13 protein-coding genes and 1 pseudogene are annotated in these 20,038 nt (G+C 75.1%); 2 read left to right on the plus strand and 12 right to left on the minus strand.

Features of this window, described 5'->3' with window-relative positions; all coding sequences use genetic code 11:
* Window positions 1-354: 354 nt before the first annotated feature.
* Window positions 355-546: pseudogene (locus tag VF202_12385) on the minus strand (cold-shock protein).
* A 204-nt stretch (window positions 547-750) separates the two neighbouring features.
* Here VF202_12385 and VF202_12390 point away from each other — a divergent pair.
* Entirely contained in the window at window positions 751-1,698 is a 948-nt protein-coding gene (locus tag VF202_12390) for a serine hydrolase (GenBank protein ID HEX7040911.1), read from the plus strand.
* 91 nt (window positions 1,699-1,789) lie between these two features.
* On the opposite strand, the gene VF202_12395 is transcribed toward VF202_12390, so the two are convergent.
* From VF202_12395 to VF202_12440, 10 genes are all read right to left on the minus strand, one after another.
* The gene (locus tag VF202_12395) at window positions 1,790-2,059 is read right to left on the minus strand and encodes a hypothetical protein (GenBank protein HEX7040912.1); all 270 of its coding nucleotides are present in this window, start codon (window positions 2,057-2,059) and stop codon (window positions 1,790-1,792) included.
* A gap of 153 nt (window positions 2,060-2,212) precedes the next feature.
* The gene (locus VF202_12400; protein HEX7040913.1) at window positions 2,213-5,128 is read right to left on the minus strand and encodes a UvrD-helicase domain-containing protein; all 2,916 of its coding nucleotides are present in this window, start codon (window positions 5,126-5,128) and stop codon (window positions 2,213-2,215) included.
* On the minus strand, window positions 5,125-7,650 hold the full coding sequence (locus VF202_12405; protein HEX7040914.1) for a hypothetical protein: 2,526 nt from the start codon (window positions 7,648-7,650) through the stop codon (window positions 5,125-5,127). Before VF202_12405 ends, VF202_12400 begins: the two co-directional genes overlap by 4 nt.
* Window positions 7,651-7,699: 49 nt before the next feature.
* On the minus strand, window positions 7,700-8,122 hold the full coding sequence (locus tag VF202_12410) for a hypothetical protein (protein ID HEX7040915.1): 423 nt from the start codon (window positions 8,120-8,122) through the stop codon (window positions 7,700-7,702).
* Between the two features lie 50 nt (window positions 8,123-8,172).
* Window positions 8,173-10,287: a thioredoxin domain-containing protein gene (locus VF202_12415; protein ID HEX7040916.1), complete on the minus strand. Its 2,115-nt coding sequence runs from the start codon at window positions 10,285-10,287 to the stop codon at window positions 8,173-8,175.
* 208 nt (window positions 10,288-10,495) lie between these two features.
* Window positions 10,496-11,644: a peptidylprolyl isomerase gene (locus tag VF202_12420; protein HEX7040917.1), complete on the minus strand. Its 1,149-nt coding sequence runs from the start codon at window positions 11,642-11,644 to the stop codon at window positions 10,496-10,498.
* Window positions 11,645-11,718: 74 nt separating this feature from the next.
* A complete protein-coding gene (locus VF202_12425) occupies window positions 11,719-12,645 on the minus strand; it encodes a DnaJ C-terminal domain-containing protein (protein HEX7040918.1) in 927 nt (308 codons plus the stop codon).
* Between the two features lie 30 nt (window positions 12,646-12,675).
* Entirely contained in the window at window positions 12,676-13,257 is a 582-nt protein-coding gene (locus tag VF202_12430; GenBank protein HEX7040919.1) for a nucleotide exchange factor GrpE, read from the minus strand.
* Between the two features lie 13 nt (window positions 13,258-13,270).
* On the minus strand, window positions 13,271-15,154 hold the full coding sequence (gene dnaK / locus VF202_12435; protein HEX7040920.1) for a molecular chaperone DnaK: 1,884 nt from the start codon (window positions 15,152-15,154) through the stop codon (window positions 13,271-13,273).
* Between the two features lie 166 nt (window positions 15,155-15,320).
* On the minus strand, window positions 15,321-16,880 hold the full coding sequence (locus tag VF202_12440; GenBank protein ID HEX7040921.1) for a serine hydrolase domain-containing protein: 1,560 nt from the start codon (window positions 16,878-16,880) through the stop codon (window positions 15,321-15,323).
* A gap of 61 nt (window positions 16,881-16,941) precedes the next feature.
* Here VF202_12440 and lhgO point away from each other — a divergent pair, with 61 nt between their 5' ends.
* Entirely contained in the window at window positions 16,942-18,150 is a 1,209-nt protein-coding gene (gene lhgO, locus VF202_12445) for an L-2-hydroxyglutarate oxidase (GenBank protein HEX7040922.1), read from the plus strand.
* Window positions 18,151-18,256: 106 nt separating this feature from the next.
* On the opposite strand, the gene ade is transcribed toward lhgO, so the two are convergent.
* Window positions 18,257-20,038, minus strand: coding sequence for an adenine deaminase (gene ade / locus VF202_12450; GenBank protein HEX7040923.1), 1,782 nt, complete (start codon window positions 20,036-20,038; stop codon window positions 18,257-18,259).

Consider the following 20,038-nt stretch of genomic DNA (forward strand, 5'->3'; position numbering starts at 1 on the left):
CGGGCCAGGCGCCCGGCACCGGAGGGGCCCGGCTCCGCGTCTGCGGGCCGGGCCCCGACGTTCCCACATGACGATAGGTTCGCGGCGCCGCTCAGGCCGCGCCTCCGCCCCTGGCGCCGCGGCCGCCTGGCTAGCCGAGCCGGCGTCCGGCGCCGTTCAGTAGCGGCGGTTGCGTCCGCCCCGACCGCGGTCGCCGCGGTCGCGGCCGCCGTACCCGTCGTCGCGATCGCGCCCGTAGCCGTCGCGTTCACGGCCGTAGCCGCCCTCGCGGTCGCGGCCGCCGCGGTCGCCCGCGAAGCGATCGCCAGAGCGGTCGAACTGCGGGGCCTGCACGGGCGCGCGGTGCGTGACAACCACGTTGCGTGCCTGCGGGCCCTTCGGGCCCTGCTCCACCTCGAAAGTGACCTCGTCGCCTTCGTTTAGAGTCCGGAAGCCCTCGGCCTGGATGGCGCTGAAGTGTACGAACACATCGTCACCGCCGTCGTCGTGGGCGATGAAGCCGTACCCCTTCTCGCTGCTGAACCACTTGACCTTGCCTTCTGCCATGACCTTCCTTAGCCGCCCGGGCCGCCGGGCTCGTGAGACTGCCAGCCCCGGCAGGCGCACCACCCCGCTCCGGCGTGGGCCGGCCGACCGTGAGATCGCCATCGGTGTCTGGCGCCCGAAGTGTAGGGCACCGGCGCCGCCCGTGACAATACGAGTGGGCTGGTACCGGTGCAAACTCGGCTGAGGCCGCGGTAACGTTCGCGCGTGGCAGAGGTGACGGGCATGGACACGGCCGCCACGGCGGCGCTCGGCGAGCGGCTCGAGGCGCTGGAGCGCCGCCTGGCGGGCCACGGGGACCCGCGCTTCGGGGAGGCGCCGTCGGCGGACGCCAGGCTGGGCGTCGTGGCGCTGCCGCTCGACGGCGGGTCGGACGCCGACGGGGCGCCGGTGGCCCGCCGCGCGTACGAGGCGTTCACGGCGGCCAGCACCATCAAGGTCTACGTGCTCCAAGCGCTGCTCGAGGCCGTCGCGGCCGGCGACCATGACCTGGGCGACGCCGTCGAGCTGCGGGCCGATGACCAGGTCACGGGATCGGGCGTGCTGAAGGTCCTCAGCCCCGGCACCTCCTACCCGCTCCTCGACGTCGCGACGCTGATGATCGTCGTCTCCGACAACACCGCCACGAACCTGCTCATCGACCTCCTCGGCGTCGAGCGGATACGCCAGGTGGTGGCGGACCACGGCTGGTCCGGCACGCACGTGCGGGGCAAGCTGCAGGTCGCGAGCGTCGTGGGCGACCAGAAGCCCACGCCGAGCCGGACCACTCCGCGGGACCTCGCCGACTACTTCACCCGCCTGTGGCGGGGCGAGCTGCTGCCCGAGGACCTCACGGCGCTCGCCATGCGCATCTACGCGCGCCAGCAGTTCACCGAGCTCGGCCGGGCCATCGGCTACGACCAGTACAGCGCCGAGGTGGGCGACTCGAGCGTGGTGATCGCGTCGAAGAGCGGGTCGGTGCGCGGCGTGCGCAACGACGCCGGCGTCATCGCCCTCGGCGAGCCGGGCGGCGAGCGGCGCGAGGTCGCCGTGGCCGTGATGACCGAGGGCTCCCCTGACCGCCGCTTCCACCCGGAGAACCTGGGCGCCAAGGTGGTGGGCGAGGCCGTCGCCGCCGTCCTCGACGTCCTGGCGCCGGGGGCCGCTGGCGACTGACCGACGCCTCGGAGCCGCCAGGCAGGACACCCGGTCACGGGCGCGGCCGCCTGGGCCCGGCGCCGGGCTCGGCTCCTCGGGCACGGCGCGGTCACCAGGCCCCGACGTCCTCCAGCGCCAGCCGGACCTTCACGGTGGTCTCGCCCGGCCACACGACCCAGTCGCGCGACCTGACTTGCAGGCGTCCGCGGCTGGTGATGATCGGCACCGCCTCGCCGGCCGCGAAGCGGGCCACGAAGGCGGGCAGGTCGGCCACTGGCATCTCCGCCTCCCACTGCAGGCGGGAGCCGGCGACGCCGACGATGGTGCCGGCGGTGCCGGCGAGGGTGGCGGGGAGCGGTGCGGAGCTCGGCTCGTCCATGGCGCCAGCATGGCCCTCCGGACGCGGCACGGGTGCGGCGAGCTGGGCAGCAGCCTAGCGCCGTTGGGCTAACGTCCACGCCACGCCCGGCAGACCCTGCGCCCTGCTCGGCCGGCCGCCGGCACGCCGCACGCCCTCGGGGTGGCTCCGGTCTCAGCCAGACCCGAGGACCCCCGAAGCCCTCAGCGCGGCGTCGAGCTCTCGGGCTCCCAGCTCCACCACGCGCCGCGAGCGCAGGTAGACGAGGCGCGTGCGCGGCGCGGCGCCGACGGCGCCGGCGACCGCGTGCCGGTAGAGCCCGAGCTGCACGTGGTAGCGCTCGGGACGCACGCGACGGTCCGTCTTGTAGTCGTCGATCCACCACTCGCCGGCCACGCGGTAGAGCCTGTCGATCACGCCCTCCCACACCGTGGAGCTGCCCGGGTAGGCGAGCGGCAGCTCGGCGCGGTCGACCTCACGCTCCTCGAGGGCCGGCAGCGCCCCGCCCAGCAGCTCGCGGTAGCCGGCGAGGAGCTCGGCGACCTCGCGCAGGACGTCGTCCTGCTGCTCGGGGGCGTAGGGGAACATGACCTCGTGCGCCCTCAGGCTCTCCAGGCGGGCGGGGTCCGGCGCCCAGTCCTGGCTGATCGCGAAGTGCACGAGCGTGCCCACGACGCGACCGCGGCCGGGCAGGTCGAGGTAGAGGCCCGGGTGACCGCCGTCATCCGGCAGCGGCGCGGCGCCGTCCTCGCCGTAGTCGGCGGCGGCCGGCGGCAGCCCGTCGCCGAGGCCGTGCGCCTCGTAGCGGGTCAGGGGCTCGCCGCCGTCCTCGAGCTCAACGGGCACCGGCGCGCCCGGCGTCGGCACGTCCCCACGCGGCCGGCCCGGATCGCCGCCGTCCTCCCCTGCGTGCAGGAGCATGTCGACGAGCCGCGACGGGCTCGACAGCGGCGCGTGGCGGTGGTGCGGGAAGCGCCTCCCGGCCCACGTCGAGGGCGCCACGGCCGGCGCCGGCGCCACCGCGGCGGCGACGCGGCCGGGGAAGCGGCCCGGCTCGTGGGTGACGACGCTCACGTGGGGCGCCGGCGGCTCGCGCTCCAGGCCAAGCGAGAGGAGCGTGGCCAGCCAGCCCCGCGGGGCGCGGCCCTTCACCTTCGACCCCGTGACGAGCAGGTGGTCGCGGGCGCGCGACAGCGCCACGTAGAGCAGCCGGTGGTCCTCCTGGTCCTCGCGCCGGGCCCAGGACGCCCTCGCCGCGGCGTCCGGCACGGCCGCGAGGAGCGCCGCCCTGCCCGTGGCCGGGTCGACGACGACCTCGGGCGTCCGCCGGCGGCGGGTCTTGGAGGCGTCGTAGACGGCGACGACGTCGAACTCCAGACCCTTCGAGGAGTGCACGGTCAGGAGCCTCACCCCGCCCGACTCCACCGGCACCTCCTCCTCCTCGGAGCGCCGCGCGAGGTCGTCCAGCAGGTCGATGAGCCGGCCGAGGTCCGCGGGCTCGTGAGCGGCGACGGCGAAGAGCATGGCGTCGACGTTGGCCCGCGCCGCGCGCGACATCCGCGCGACGAGCGGAGGCCGCCCGGCCAGGCCGTCGCGCAGCACCGTCTTGAGGGCGGCTAGAGGCGGCGCCAGGGCGACGCGACGCAGCTCCTCCACGACCGCGAGGGCCTCCGGCCTGACGGCCCCCAGCGCCGCGAACGGGTCCGGCGCGCCCAAGACCTCCCTGACCTCGGCGAGGCTCAGCTCGCACAGGGGCCCGCGGAGGAACGGCGCGAGCGCGTCGCGCCCGCCTCCCGCGCCGACCTCCAGCGCGTAGCGCACGTCGAGCAGCTCCTGGCGCCGGAACAGGCCGCGCTTCCCGTAGGCGGTGGGCACGCCCCTCGCCCTCAGCGCCGCCTGCACCTTGGCGAGCTGGCCGTGGGTGCGCGCCAGGACGGCCATGCGCGAGAACGGCACGCGGCGCTCCTCGTGCAGCGCGACGAGCCGGGAAGCCAGCAGCTCGCGCTCCGCAGACCTCAGGCCGTCGAGGCTGCCCTCCCCCACCACGACCCCGAGCTCCACGGAGCCGGGCACCTCGGCCTGCGGGCCGGCCGCGACCACCTCGGGCGCCTCGCCCTCCACGAACCCCTTGCCGACCCGCGCCAGGCGCGTCGTGAGGCGGTTGAGCACGGCCACGATCGCGCGCGAGTGGCGCCGCGACTCGGTGAGCGGCGGCAGCACGTCGCTGCTGGCCCTGGCCGCGGCCAGGGCGCGGCGGAACACGTTCACGTCGGCGTTGCGGAAGAGGTAGATCGACTGCTTGGGGTCGCCGACGACCTCCACGCGCGCCCCGGCGTCCTCGAGCCGCGCGAAGAACTCGCCCTGCAGCGGGTTGACGTCCTGGAACTCGTCGACGAGCACCACCGGGTAGCGGCGCACCAGGCGCTCGCGTGCGGCCGGGTGCTCGAGCATGCGCAGCGCCGCGCGCTCCACCTCCCCGGGGCCGAGGCGCCGGCCCGCGTAGCGCTCGAGCAGCCGCGCGTACGCCGCGCGGTATAGCGCCCCCACGGCCTGGGACAGCGGGTCGGGGTCGAAGACCAGCTCGGCGGCGAGCGAGCGCCGCGCGAAGACCTCCACCGGCAGCTTGGCCGCGTGCGCGCCGGCGACGAGCAGCGCCCGGTGTAGCGGGTGGTCCGGGTCCCGCGCCACGAGCCTCAGCGAGTCGAGCTCCTCCGCGAACTCCGCCTTCGCGTCGGGCTCGGTGACCATCGCGAAGCGCGGGTCGAGCGAGAGGAGCGGCGCCGAGAGCCTCAGCCCCGCGATCATGAAGCCGTGGATCGTCTTGAGGAGCGCCCCGCCGAGCTCGCGGCGGGCGGCCTCGAACGGCTCGAGCCCGCCGGCGGGCGCGTAGAGGCCGCCCAGGAAGGAGCCGCGCTCGAGCACCTCCTGGAGGCCGTCGGCGACGCGGGCGCGCAGCTCGGCCGCGGCCGACCTCGTGAAGGTGACGCCGGCGATGCGCCGCAGGGGCGTGCCGTCGCCGACGAGCTCGAGGTAGCGCCTCACGAGGCTCGTCGTCTTGCCGGTGCCGGCCGAGGCGACCCTGACCCTCACGGCAGCTCCCCCTGGCGGCACACCGCCGCCAGCCGGCACCGCTTGCAGCGGTACTCGTCCGGGTTGGGCTCGACGCGTCCTCGGGAGAGCATGTCGAGGGCGCGTCTCACGCCCCTCTCGACGCGCTCGAACCTCTCCTGCACGAAGTCGGACTGCGAGTCCTCCACCCAAACGGGCTCGCCCAGCACGGGCCACACCCACACCTCGACCACCTGCACGCCCTGTTTGCTGTGGTTGAGGATCGCCGGCCCCGCGACGTACTCGGTCCACCGGCCCCGCTGCAGGTCGCGCGCGCCGCGCCTGTCGAGCTCCCTCGTCGGCGCGACGAAGCGGTACACCGCCACCTTCTGCGCGGAGCGCCCGAGGGGAAGGCGCCGGGCGGCGTCGAGGTACACGCTGACGCCGAGCTCCCTGCGCGACACCTTCGCGTTCCAGCTCAGGCAGGTGAGGGTCCCGGCGTGGTCCCGCAGCCACTCGGCCGCCCACGGGTGTGACGCGGCGATGGACGCCAGGCGCGCGGGGCTGAGGCTCGGCTCGGCCTTGAGCGCCGCCAGCAGGGCCTCCCAGTCGCCGTCCGCGTCCCCGCCGGGCGGCTCCTCCAGCAGGCGCCGCAGCTCCCTCTCGACGGCCCGCGGTGAGCCGGCGGCGTCCGCCGGCGCACCTGCCGACTCGAGCCGCTCGTCTCCCAGGTCGAGGGCGAGCTCCCCCCAGGCCCTCAGCGCGCACTCCTCGGCGTACTCGCGCAGCCACTCGACGTCGGGACCGCCGTCCGGGGCTCTCGGCGGGTCTATCGCGACTGGCAGCGGCTCGAACGCGGGCTCGTACGGCTCGCCGGGCCCCACCTCCAGCAAGCTGCCGGCCGGAAGGACCGGCAGCGGCGCCAGGGACGCCGGGTCGCCGGCGAGGCGCTCGTCGGGCACCAGCGCCCCGTCGGGTCCGGCGAGGGGAGCCGTGACCACGGTGACGCGCCCGCGGGTGAGGAGCTCGGCGACGACGAGGTCGTCCCCGCCGGCGAAGCGGCGCGGCAGGCAGCCGACGCTCCGCACCGGCGCCCTGACGTCGTCGGGCACGAAGTAGTCCTCGCGCTCGCCCGCCGAGTACGCGCCCACCGTCGCGCCCATGACGTAGCAGCGCTCGAAGCGGCGCCCGGAGGCGAGGTCGGCGTTCAGCAGCGCGACGCCGCCCGCGAGCGTCCGCGGCGAGCTCACGTCCCGCAGGAGGGCGGCGAGCCACGCCTGGAAGCGCTCGCCGCCGCCCAGCCGCGAAGCGTGCTGCGCCGCGGCGAGCACCCGCTCCCTGAACGCGTGATCGACCTCCTGCGTGAGGGCGAGCACCTCGTTGAGGAGCCAGCGGGTCCAGGCGACAGGGTCGCCGCTGACGGCGAGGAGCTCGGTCCAGCGGGCCAGCGCCTCGCCGAGGCCGACCGCCCGCGCCACCCGCTCCAGCGCGTCGCCGCCGGTGACGCCCAGCCGCAGGGCGGTGGCGGCCACCGGCGCCAGCTCTGGCACGGCGAGCAGCCGCGCCGGCGTCGGCGCGCCCCTCAGCTCGAGGAGGGCGAGCAGCGCGCGGCCCGCTGGGGTGTCGGTCAGGGCGACGCCGCGCTCGTCCATCAGCGGCACCCCGTACTCGTCGGCGAGCGCGGCCAGCGCGTCCCCCGCGCCGCCCGGCGCCACCACGGCCAGGTCGAGCGGGTCGAGGCCCTCGGCGAGGTCACGCTTGAGGCTGCGCAGCACCCACCGGGCCTCGTCGACGGCGTTGACGGCCGCGTACCGCCGCAGCTCCACCGCCGCGGGGTCGGGCGCGAGGACCTCGTCCGGCGCGAGGCCAGGCGGCGCGTGCGGCAGGGCCACGTGCACGGGCACGTGGCGGGCGAGGCCGCGGAGGAAGACCCAGTCGAGGGGGCCGAGCTCGCGCCAGCCGTCGACGACGACGGCGTCCGGCAGGCCAGCAGCGCTGCGGGCGTCGGGCGCTCCCATCGCCGCGGCGAACGCGCCGGAGCCCGCGAGCCTCGCCGCCTCGCTGCGCACGTCGTCGTAGTCCCAGTGGCCGCGCTTCGCCTCCTCGTAGGCCTCGTAGACGAGCGTCAGGCGCTCGAGCTCGGCGCCGGGCACGAGCCCGCGCAGCGCCTCGGGCGGCACCTCGTAGCGCTTGGCCTCGGCGATCGCCGCGGCGAAGAGCTTGGCCTCGCCGGGCGAGGGCTCGCGGCCCATGACCCGCCGCAGGGCCTCGGCCACGACGACGATGCGGGCCGTGCCCACGACGAGAGGCCGGAGGTCGTCGGAAGCGGCGGCCGAGAGGACGCGGTAGTAGGCCTGCTGGGCCCCGACCACCTCGAGGCCGAGGACCGCGCGTCCCCCCGCGGTGACGCGCCGGAAGACGTACGGCCGCTGGTGGGGCAGCGCGATCCACCAGACGCGACGGCCGGAGCGGCACGCCTCCAGCGCGACCTCGACGGATCGCGCGGTCTTGCCGGACGCGGGCGGCCCCACCACGAGCCGCAGGCCGGGTGCCAGTGTCGTCAATCCCGCCGCTCCCCCCTGCCAGCCGGCGGCGTCACTCAGTCTCGTCGGCTCAGAGCCCGGGCAGCAGCCGCCTGTCCCAAGGGATGGCGTAGGCGACGGCGGCGGCGGCGAGGACGTAGAAGACGAGCGCCTGCCTGGGGTTGTCGGTCTTGCGGCCTCGCGAGACGCCCACGTGCACGAGGACCGCTCCCACGATCATCAGCACCGGGTGCTCGATCACGATCTTGCGGAGCGCGGGGTCGCGCATGACGGCGCCCATGTCGCCCAGGGCGCCTCGCACCAGCGGGCTGACGAACCAGAGCACGAGCCCGAGGAGCACCTGGACGTCGACGGCGATCGAGAACCACCGTGCCAGCGAGTTCTGCGCCGGCGTCCAGCGCTCGGCGACGACGGCGCTGACGATCGCCACGACGCCTAGCAACGCGACGACCCACCTGATCACGCTGTGGAGGTCGAGCAGTCCCGTGTACATGTTGCCTCCCGCTGCCGCCCCGCCCTCACGCGGCGACCTTCCGCAAGGTACTACGCGGCCAGCATGGCACGCCTCACGGCCGCAGGGTCGTGGACCGGCAGGTCGCAGGCGCCGGCGCGGCACACGTACACGGTGAGCGGCGCCTTGGGAGGGTAGCGTTCCTCGGCGAGGGGCAGGCCGGCGAGCGGGTGGCGTCCGCCGGCCTCGTCGGCGGGGTCGAGCAGGAGCAGGGCCTCGTCGCCGCGTCCGGCCTCCCTGACCGCGGCCAGCGCGGCGGCGACAGCGGGGTCCTCGCGCGCGCCCACGACCACGACCTCGCGGGAGCCGCCGGTCATCTCGCGGAGGCTGACCAGCGCCGTCGCGAACGCCTGCGGCGCCGACGCGGCGGCCGGCAGCAGCGGCCAGAGCGCATCCAGCGCGCGGTCCTGCAGCGCGCGGTCGGACAGGTAGCGTCCGGCCCACCAGGCCAGGCGCGCCGCGGCGGCGTAACGGCTGGGCGTGGCGCCGTCGGCGTGGCCCTTCAGGCGCGCGGGCGCACCGCCGGCGCCGGCGGACGCGTCGAACCACCCGCCGCCCTCCGGGTCCGCGAAGCGCTCCTCGACCTCGCGCGCCAGCGCGAGGGCGTGGGCGAGCAGCTCGGGGCGCAGCGTGGCCAGGTAGAGGTCGAGGAGCCCGCAGCCCAGGTAGGCGTGGTCCTCGAGGAGACCCGTGACGCGCGACTCGCCCGCGCGCCACGCGTGCGTCAGCTCTCCCTCCGCGTTCCGTCGCGCCACGAGGAAGCGCGCCAGCGCGAGGCCGAGCTCGTGGAGGCGCGGCTCCCGCAGGTGCGTGCCGGCCGCCGCCAGCGCCGAGAGCAGCAGGCCGTTCCACGACGTCAGCACCTTGTCGTCGGTGGCGGGCCTGACGCGGCCCTCGCGGCGCGCCCTCAGCAGCTCGTCGCCGCGGCGCAGGCGCGCCGCGACCTCGTCCGCCGAGAGCCCCGCCTCGCGAGCGAGCGACTCCACGCTCGCGGCCAGGCGCAGCACGTTGCCGCCCTCGAAGTCGCCGGACGGGTCCACCCCGTAGCGGCGGGCCATGAGGCCGAAGAGCTCGCCGTCCCCCAGCGCCGCGCGGAACTCGTCCTCGGTCCAGGCGTAGTAGCGGCCCTCCTCGCCCTCCGAGTCGGCGTCGAGGGCCGAGTAGAACGCCACCTGGCCCGCGGCCGGACGCGTCATCATCTCCCGCTCCAGCCAGGCGACGATGCCCAGCGCCGCCGCGCGGTAGCGCTCCTCGCCGGTGGCGCCGAAGGCGCGCGCGTAAGACCCCAGCAGGAGGGCGTTGTCGTAGAGCATCTTCTCGAAGTGCGGCACCCGCCAGGCGGGGTCGACGGCGTAGCGGAAGAAGCCGCCGCCCAGGTGGTCGTGCAGGCCGCCGGCGGCCATGGCGTCGAGCGCCCGGCAGGCCGCCGCGAGCCCGCGCTCGTCGCCGGCCTCGAGCAGCAGCGCGAGCGCGGCGTGGGGCGGGAACTTGGGCCCGCCGCGCGGGTCGCCGAAGGCCCCGTGCACGCGGTCCTCCTGGTCCAGGAGCGCCTCCACGGCGCGAGAGGTCGCGTCGGCGACGGTCTCGGCCGCGGCGTCATCGGCGGGGCTCGGCAGGCCGAGCCCCTCGGCGGCTGCCACGCGCCCCCCGAGCCGCGCGATCTGTTCGGCCAGCGAGGCGGCGGCCGCCTCGACGTCGGCGCGACGGTCGCGCCAGGCGGCCAGCACCGCGCGCAGCACGCGCGTGAAGCTCGGCAGGCCGTGCCTGTCGTGGGGCGGGAAGTAGGTGCCCCCGTGGAACGGCTCGCCGGCGGGCGTGAGGAACACGGTGAGCGGCCAGCCGCCCGAGCCCGTCAGCGCCTGGACGGCGGTCATGTAGTAGTCGTCGACGTCGGGGCGCTCCTCCCTGTCGACCTTGACGCAGACGAAAGAGCCGTTGAGCAGCTCCGCCACCTCGGGGTCGCGGAACGACTCCCGCGCCATCACGTGGCACCAGTGGCAGGCCGCGTAACCGGAGGAGAGCAGCACGGGCCGGCCGGTGCCGCGCGCGGCGGCGAACGCCTCCTCGCCCCAGGGGTACCAGTCCACGGGGTCGTCGGCGTGCTGCCTGAGGTAGGGGCTGATCTCCCCCGCCAAGCGGTTCGCCATGCCGCACGCTAGCCGAAGGCGCCGCCGGCGGTGGTCTGTAAGTGACACCCGGCGCCGACCGATGCGGGTCGGCGCCGGGTATCGCGCTGGTCGGATATCGCGAGAAGGCGGTGGAGTGGACGTGGGATGACGTCCAGCGCTGTTGAGAACCTAACCCCCCGGGGCTTACAGGTCTCTTACAGAGGGACAGAGCCCTGCCACACGGCGCTCACTCGGCGGGCGGTGCCGGGGCGGGCGGCTCGTCCGGGGCGGCCGGAGCCTCCCCGGCGGGCGGCGCCCCCGGCACCGGTGCCGGCGGCTCGTCCGGAGCCGGGGGCGGTTCCTCGGCGGGGACCGGCTCCAAACGCTCGGGGTAGCTGACGAGCCCCGAGCCGCGCACCAGGCCCTGCACGACGGCGGAGGCGGCGTCGGCGGCCACGCTCTCGGCCACGGCGTCGCGCACGTCGTCGAGCGGCAGCACCGTGGCGGGCCTGTGGTCGTAGACGAGCAGGGCGTGGTAGCCGAACTGCGTCTCGACGGGCCCGGTGACCGCGCCGACCTCTGCGCTCACGACGGCCTCCTCGAACGGGGCGACCATCGTGCCGCGCTGGAAGCAGCCGAGGTCGCCGCCCCGACTGGCCGTGCTGTCGGTGCCGTGCTCGCTCGCCAGGGCCGCGAAGTCCTCGCCGGCCCTGACCCTGTCGACGAGCTCCTGCGCCAGCCCCTGGTCGGCGACGAGGATGTGCCGGGCGCAGTAGGTCTCGGGCTGCGTGTAGCGGTCGATGTCGGCGAGGTACCTGACGCGCACCTCCTCGTCGGTCGGCTGCGACTCGTCGCGGATCGCCTGCACCACCTGGCCGATGAGGTCGGCCTCGCGGATCAGCGTGACGAGGTCCTCCTCGCTGGGGAACCCGGCGTCGGCCAGGGCGGCGGCGTAGTCCTCCTCGGCGACCGAGGAGCGGAGCCTGTCGAGGGTCTCCTGCACGGCCTCCTCGTCGGGCGCCAGCCCGCGACGCTCGGCCTCGCGCAGCAGCACGAGCTCGGTGCCGCGCTGCTGGATGTACTGGGGCAGCAGTCCTCTCAGGCGCGCCGCCAGGTCGTCTGTGTAGGGGATGCCCTGGCCGGCGGCGAAGCTGCGCATGGCCACGTCGAAGCGCCACACGATGTCGCTCAGCCGCTCCTCGGTGTCGCCGAGGCGCAGCAGGACGGGGTCCTCGTCGCCGGGCGCCGGCGCGGGCACGGCCTCCGCCGCCGCGTCCGGCTGCTCCGGGGCGGGCGGCTCGGGCTGCTGCGCTGCGGCGGGGACCGCGATGAGGAGGAGGGCGAGCAGGGCCATGAGCCCCGTCCGCGCGAGCGGACGCTCGACGAGTCTCTTCACCCCCGCAGGCTACTACGTATCTTCATGAGCCCGGCGCCGCCGCGACCGGGCCGGGAAGCGCGGCCGCGGCCCGACTAGGCGACGGCTCGGCCCTCGCGGGCCGCCCGCAGGCGCTCGTAGAGCTCGCGCTGCTCGGGCGTGAGCGTCTCCGGCACCGTCACGCGCACCTCGGCGAGGAGGTCGCCGCGTCCGCCGCCGCGCTTCGGCCAGCCCTGGCCGCGCAGCCTCAGCACGCGGCCGCTGGAGCTGCCCTCGGGCACGGTCAGCTCCACGACGCCGTCGAGCGTCTCGACCTTCACGACGCCGCCCAGGGCGGCGACGTCGTCGGGCACCCTGACCTGGACGCGCAGGTGGTCGCCGTCTAGGCGCCAGAGCGGGTGCGGCAGGTGCCTGACCTGGAGCAGGAGGTCGCCGCCGCCGGGGGCCTGGCCGCGCAGGCGGAGCTTCGTGCCGTCGCGGATGCCGGCCGGCACGTTGACCTCGAGCGGCTTGTCGCCGACGCGGATCGTCGTGGGCCCGCCGCGGTAGGCGTCGAGGAGCCCGAGGTCGAGCCGCGCCTCGGCGTCGGCGGGCCTGGTCGCGCGCGAGCCCACGCGGCCGAAAGCGAACGGGTCGTCGGGCACGCCGCCGGAGGCGGCGCGCGGTCCGCCGGCCATGAAGCTGCCGAACAGGCTCTGGAAGAAGTCGGAGAAGCCGGCGAACTCCTCGGGCGAGACGTTCGTGTAGAACGTCGTGCCCTGGCCGCCGAACGGCGCGGCGCGGGCGAAGTCGGGGACGCTGCCGGTGCGTCCGTAGGCGTCGTAGAGCCGCCGCTTCTCGGGGTCGGAGAGGACCGCGTACGCCTCGTTGATCTCCTTGAAGCGCTCCTCGGCGCCCGGGTCGTCGGGGTTGCGGTCGGGGTGGTGCTTGGCGGCGAGCCTGCGGAACGCGCGCCTGATGTCGTCCTGCGACGAGTTCCTGTCGACGCCCAACACCGCGTAGTAGTCCTTGTACTCGGCCACTTCCTCCGCCCCCGGGGGCGCCGCCCTCGCTCAGGCGCCTTCCTTGGCGACTATCACCTTCGCCGGCCTGATGAGCCTGTCGCCCTTGACGAACCCGGCCGAGTGGACCTGCACGATGGCGCCGTCGGCCGCTTCCGGACCGGCCGGCACGACGGCCAGGGCCTCGTGCCTCTCGGGGTCGAACTGCTCGCCCTTGAGGCCGACGGGCGTGATGCCCAGCGAGTCGAGCTGCCGCAGCAGCGAGTCGCGCACCGCCCGCACCCCGGTGACGAAGGGCCCCTCCAGGCCGGCGGTGCCGGCCGCCTCCAGCGCGCGCTCGAGGTCGTCGTAGACGTTGAGCACGGGCAGCACCATGCTGTCGACGCCGGCCTCGCGCTCGCGGGCCAGCTCGCCCTCCATGCGGCGCCGGTAGTTCTCGAACTCGGCCCTGGCGCGCAGGTAGCGGTCGCGGGTCTCCTCGACCTCGCGCTGCAGCGCCTCGAGGCGCTCCTGGGCGCGGCGCAGCTCGTCGCGCAGGATCTCGACCTCGCCCTCGCTCGGCGCCTCACGGTCGGCGGCGGGGGCGTCCACCCCCGCCGTGGCAGCGGTATCCCTGTCGGTCTCGTCGGTCACCTATCCAGCCCCCTCAGCCCGCTGGCTTGAAGTCGGCGTCGATGACCTCTTCGTCGTCGCCCTGGCCGCCCTGCTGACCGCCCTCGGGCTGCTGGCCCGGCTGCTGCGCGGTCGCCTGCATGAAGGCCTGCAGCTTCTCGGCCAGCTCGCGGGTCTTCTGCTCGACCTCGTCCTTGGCGGGGCTGCCGTCGAGCAGGCGCTTGGCCTCGTCGACCGCCTCCTGCAGCGGCTTCTTCTGGTCGTCGGTGGCCCCGCTGGCGTCCTCGAGGGCCTTCTGCGCCTGGAGCCTGAGGCCGTCGAGCTGGTTCTTGGCCTCGGCCATCTCGCGCAGCTTGCGGTCCTCCTCGGCGTGCTGCTCGGCCTCCTTGACCATCCGGTCCACCTCGTCCTCGCTGAGGGTCGTGGTGTTCTGGATCGTGATGGAGGCCTCCTTGCCCGTCGACTTCTCGCGGGCCGTGACGTGCAGGATGCCGTTGGCGTCGATGTCGTAGGTGACCTCGATCTGCGGCATGCCGGCGGGCATGGGCGGGATGCCCTCGAGGTTGAAGCGGCCGAGCGACTTGTTGTCGCGCGCCATCGGCCGCTCGCCCTGCAGCACGTGGATCGGCGCCGTGGTCTGGTTGTGGTCCGCCGTCGAGAAGACCTCGGTCTTGCGGACCGGGATCGTCGTGTTCCTCTCGATCAGCTTCGTGAACACCCCGCCCTTGGTCTCGATGCCGAGCGAGAGCGGCGTGACGTCGAGCAGCACGATGTCCTCGACGGCGCCGGTGAGCACGCCGGCCTGGACCGCCGCGCCGAGCGCCACGACCTCGTCGGGGTTGACGCTCTGGTTCGGCTCCTTGCCGAGGAGGTCCTTGACGATGCGCTTGACCGCCGGGACGCGCGTGGCGCCGCCCACGAGGATCACCTCGTCGATCTGCGAGCGCTCGAGCTTCGCGTCCTTGAGGGCCTGCTCGACCGGCCCCTTGATGCGGGCGAGCAGGGGCTGGACCAGCTCCTCGAACTTCGCGCGCGTCAGCTTCTTCTCGAGGTAGAGGGGCGCGTTCGAGGCCGGGTCCATGGCGATGAACGGCAGGCTGATCGTCGTCTCGGGCAGGCCCGAGAGCTCGATCTTCGCCTTCTCGGCGGCCTCGATCAGGCGCTGCAGCGCCTGCTTGTCCTTGCGGAGGTCGACGTTGTACTCGGCCTTGAACTCCTCGGCCAGCCAGTCGACGATCGCGTGGTCCATGTCGGAGCCGCCGAGGTGCGTGTCGCCCGAGGTGGAGCGGACCTCGAAGACGCCGTCACCGACCTCGAGCACCGAGACGTCGAAGGTGCCGCCCCCGAGGTCGAAGACGAGGACCGTCTCGTTGCCCTTCTTGTCGAGCCCGTAGGCCAGGGCGGCGGCCGTGGGCTCGTTGACGATGCGCAGGACCTCGAGCCCGGCGATCTTGCCGGCGTTCTGCGTGGCCTCGCGCTGCGAGTTGTTGAAGTAGGCAGGCACCGTGATGACGGCCTTCGTCACCTTCTCGCCCAGGCGCTCGGAGGCGTCGTCGACGAGCTTGCGCAGCACCATGGCCGAGATCTCCTCCGGCGTGTACTGCTTGTCGCCCACGACGAAGCGCACGCCGCCGTCTGGGCCCTTGACGACCTCGTAGGGGGCGCGCTCGGCCTCCTCCTTGACCTCTTCCCAGGTGCGTCCGATGAAGCGCTTGACCTCGAAGAGCGTGCCCTTCGGGTTCAGCACGGCCTGGCGCTTGGCCACCTGGCCCACCAGGCGCTGGTCGTCCTTGAATGCCACCACCGAGGGCGTGGTGCGGTTGCCCTCGGAGTTCACGAGGACGGTCGGCTCGCCGCCCTCGATGACGGCGATGACGCTGTTCGTCGTCCCCAGGTCGATGCCTACGGCCTTGGCCATCTCAGGTCTCCTCGCTCGCTAGTGAAGTCGTGCCCGCGCCGCTGCCCTGCGCGTGGGAGCCGGAGCCGCACGAAGGAAACCTGTGCGCGGCGGGCGCAGGCTCACGTCCGGCTGTTAGTATAGGAGGTTCCGCGTACCAGTGTCAATTGATGTGAGTCTGGTTATATCAAGGTGGGGTCGCCGCGCCCTCGCGGTCGAGCCAGCGCGTGCCGTGCTGGACGGCGTACGGGCGACCATCGGCGCCGAGGTGGAAGCACCCGCCGTCCCAGGCGCCGTGATCCCCCACCAGGACGAACTCGGCGGTGCCGGGGCCCGCGGGCAGCCCCGGGCCGAGGAGCGCGACGCGACCGACGCGTTCCTCGTCCTCGCCCGCGTAGGCGACGAGCTCGTGGAGCCCCTCCGCGCCGGACGCTCCCCCTGCGCCCGCGCGCTCGGGGACGGCACCCGACCCCGTCGCGGTGTCGCCGCCGGCGCCCGGGGCGGGCTCGACCCGCAACACCAGCCGCCCCCACGGCTCTCCCGACGAGTAGACGCCCGCCAGGCGCCGGAGCGCCTCCGCCGCCTCGCCGCCGTCGCCGCGGGCGGCGAGCCGCTCGTGGCCCTCGCCGTAGAGGGGGCGGTCGGGCGGGTCGCCCAGGGCCAGGTTCACGGCGGCCTGCCAGGCCCGCAGCACCGGCGCGCCGTCGAGGTTCGTCAGCACCGCCACGCCCAGGCCCAGCTCGGGCACGAACCCCTGCGAGGACGCGACGCCCTTCAGCGAGCCGCCGTGGCGCACGACCGTCACGCCGCGGTGCTCGCGGACCGACCACCCCAGCGCGTACGAGCCGCCCGGCGCGGCCCAGCCGCGCGGACGCGTCAGCTCCGCGAGCCGCCCCGCAGGCAGACCGAGTGCGGCGCCGTCGCCGGCGGCCAGGAACCGCAGGTAGCGGGAGAGGTCGAGGACGCTCGACCTGAGGAAGCCCGTGGCCAGGTAGGCGGGCGCCCGGCTCCAGACCGGCGCGCGCACCACGCCCTCGGGCGTGCGCGTGTAGAGCGTGGCGTGGTCGCCCGTGGACCGCGCCGCGACCGGGTCGAAGGTCGTGGCGTGCATGCCGAGGGGGCGAAGCACGAGCTCGGCCAGGACCTCCGGGAAGGGCCGTCCCGCGACCCTGGCGACGGCCGCGCCCACGAGCGCCACGCCCTCGTTCGAGTAGCTCACGACCTCGCCCGGCGGCGCCAGCGGCGGGCGCTCGCCGCGCCGCAGGTAGGCCATGAGCAGCTCGGCGTCGCTCACGTCGGGGTCGGCCGAGGTGTCCCTGCCCACGTAGACGAACGAGGGGTCGCCGCGCTGGTCCGAGCGCAGCGCGAAGTCGAGCGCGCGCAGCGGCGGCACGCCGGAGGTGTGGCTGAGGAGGTGCTCCAGCGTCACCTCGCTCGGGTCGATGCCGGGGTAGCCGAAGCCGGGCAGGTGCTCCGCGACGGGGTCGCTCAGCGACCACGCGCCCCGCGCCTCGAGCGCGAGCGCGGCGAGTGCCGTGAACGACTTGCTCAGGGAGGCCAGGCCGAACACCGTGCGCGGCGTGGCCGGCAGGCGCGCCTCGCGGTCGCGCCAGCCGAAGCCGCGGGCGTAGACGACCCTGTCGCCGAGGGTCACGCACACCGCGGCGCCGGGCACCTCGGCGTCGGCGAAGAGGCGCTCTAGGTACGGGTCCAGGTCGCGCAGCCAGCGCGGGAGACGGTCGTTCATGCGGGCCTCCTCGGGGCGGACCGGCCGAGTCTAACGCGGGCCCAGCGCGTATCCTGGCGCCATGGACCGCACCGACGTGATCGTGGTGGGGGCTGGCATCGTCGGGCTCGCCACGGCGCGGGCCCTGCAGCGGCGACGGCCGGGCCTGCGGGTGACGGTGCTCGAGAAGGAGCCCGGCGTCGCGCGGCACCAGACCAGCCACAACTCCGGCGTCGTCCACTCCGGCATCTACTACCGTCCCGGCACCCTGCGCGCCAGGCTGTGCGTGGCCGGCGTCGACCTCATGCGCCGCTTCTGCGAGGAGCAGGGCCTGCCGTACCAGCAGGTCGGCAAGGTCATCGTCGCCACCGACCAGGGCGAGCTGCGCCGGCTCGAGGACCTGTTCGAGCGCGGCCGCGCCAACGGGGTGCCTGGCCTCGAGCTCATCGACGCGGACCGGCTGAAGGAGATCGAGCCGCACGCGGTCGGCCTGCGCGCGATCCACAGCCCCCGCACGGCGATCGTGGACTTCGGGGCCGTCGCCCGGCGCCTCGCCGAGCTGTTCGAGCAGGAGGGCGGCGAGGTGCGCACCGGCGTCGCCGTGGAGAGCATCGCGGCGGCGGGGGGCGGCGTGACGGTCTCCACCGACGGGGGCCCGCTGGAGGCGCGCTACCTGGTCGCCTGCGCCGGCATGCAGGCCGACCGCCTCGCCCGCCTAGCGGGCGCCGACGTCTCGGACGTGCGCATCGTGCCGTTCCGCGGCGAGTACTACCACCTGCGGCCGGAGAAGCGGCACCTGGTCAAGGGGCTCATCTACCCCGTACCCGACCCGGCGCTGCCGTTCCTCGGCGTCCACCTCACGCGCACGGTCAGGGGCGAGGTCGAGGCGGGTCCCAACGCCGTCTTCGCGCTCTCGCGCGAGGGCTACGGGACCTTCGACGTCCGCCTCGCCGACCTCCTCGACGCGCTGACGTTCCCCGGCCTGTGGGCCATGGCCGCGCGCTTCTGGCGCGTGGGCGCGTACGAGCTCTACCGCTCCTTCTCGAAGGCGGCGTTCGTCGAGGCGCTGCGGCGGCTGGTGCCCGAGATCGGGCTGGCCGACGTCCACCGCGGCGGCGCCGGCGTCCGCGCCCAGGCGCTGGGACGCGACGGCAGGCTCATCGACGACTTCGTGATCCGCGAGAGCCCGCGCGCCCTCCACGTGGTCAACGCGCCGTCGCCGGCGGCCACGGCCAGCCTCGCCATCGCCGAGCACCTCGTCGACCTGGCCGTGGAGCGCTTCGGGATCTGAGGGACCGGCCTCCGTCCTCGGTCGTACCCCGCGAGGCGCTTCAGACCGAGGTTCGCTCGCGGCGCCTCGTGCCGCCGCCCCGAGCCGGCCGCACGGACCCGAGCCCTCAGGCCTCCCACAGTGGCACGAGCCGGCCGCGCGCCACGTCGACGAGGCCGCGGTCGGTCAGCTTCAGCTCGGGGATCACGGCCAGGCCCAGGAAGCTGAGGGCCATGAACGGCGAGGGCATCGTGACGCCCAGCGACGCGGCGGCGGCGTCGAGGCGGTCGAGGTCGGCGGCCACCTCCTTCAGCGGCGCGTCGGTGACGATCCCGGCCAGGGGCAGCGGGAGCTCGGCCCGCACCGCGCCCGCGGCCACCGCCACGAAGCCGCCGCCCAGCTCGGCGAGCCGGCGGCAGGCGACGGCCATGTCCTCGTCGTCGACGCCCACGACCATGACGTTGTGGTGGTCGTGCCCCACGCTCGAGGCCAGCGCGCCGCGCTCGAGCCCGAAGCCGCGCACCAGCGCCACCGCCACGCCGCCGTTGCGCCCGTGACGCTCCACGCAGGCGAGCTTGGCCAGGTCCCGGCCCGGGTCGGCGACGGCGGCGCCGTCCACGACGGTGGGCTCGACGAGCTCCGACCCCGTGACGATCCGGTTGGGCAGCGCCACGACGCAGCGCACGCGTCCCCCGCCCGGCGGCACCGGCAGCGCGAACGAGCCGTCGCCGAGCCGGGGCAGCCGCATGGTGCCGCGCACGGGGCCGTCGTCGAGCGCGTCCGCGGGCGCGGCGGCCGGCCGGGCGGTCGGCGCGCCGCCGTTCGCCACGAGCACGCCGTCCTTGTAGACGCGCCGCGCGTCGAAGGCTGCGAGCGAGCCCACGACGACCAGGTCGGCGAAGTAGCCGGGCGCCACGGCGCCGCGGCGCGGCAGGCGGTAGTGGCGGGCGTTGTTCCAGCTCGCGCAGCGCACGGCGTAGGCCGGGTCGACGCCGCCGGCTATGGCGGACCTGACCATGTGGTCGACGCCGCCCTCGACGAGCAGGTCGTGCGGCAGGCGGTCGTCGGTGACGAAGCCGACGCGGTCGCCGTGCCGCGGGTCGACGAGCGGCAGCAGCGCCCGCAGGTCGCGCGTCACCGACCCCTCGCGCACCATCAGGAACGCCCCGGCCCGCAGCTTCTCGCGGCCCTCCTCCAGCGTCGTCGACTCGTGGTCGGAGGCGATGCCGGCGGCGAGGTACGCCTGCAGGTCGCGCCCGGTGACCCCGGGCGCGTGGCCCTCGGCCGTCACGCCGCGCGAGGCCGCCAGCGCGGCCTTGGCCAGCGCCGTGGCCTCGCCGGCGATCACCTCGGGGAAGCTCATGATCTCGGCCACTCCCACCACGCGCGGGTGCTCGGCGAGGCGGCCCATCTCGGCGATCCCGAACTCGGCGCCCGAGGTCTCCAGCGGCGTGCTGGGCACGCAGGACGGGACAGTGACCCAGACGTCGAGCGGCAGCCGGCCCGTGGTGTCGAGCAGCCACCTCACGCCGGCCTCGCCGGCGACGTTCGCGATCTCGTGCGGGTCGCAGACGACGGCGGTAACGCCGCGCGGCACGGCGACCTCGGCGTAGCCCGACGGGGTGACCAGCGACGACTCGAGGTGCATGTGGCCGTCGATGAGACCAGGCGACACGTAGGCGCCGGCCAGGTCGACGACCTCGCGGGCCTGGCCGAGCCCCTGACCCACGGCCGCCACGAGTCGGCCGGAGACGAGCACGTCGGCCTCGATGACGGCGTTCGTGAAGACGTCGACGACCCGCCCCCCGCGGAGGAGCAGGTCGCCCGCTCTGCGCCCGGCCGCCACCGCGACGGCCGCGGCTACCTCTTCGGCTGTCGGCAGGGTCGGTGAGGCGCCGGCCCCGGCCAC

The sequence above is a fragment of the Trueperaceae bacterium genome (assembly GCA_036381035.1).
Classification (GTDB): Bacteria; Deinococcota; Deinococci; order Deinococcales; family Trueperaceae; genus DASRWD01.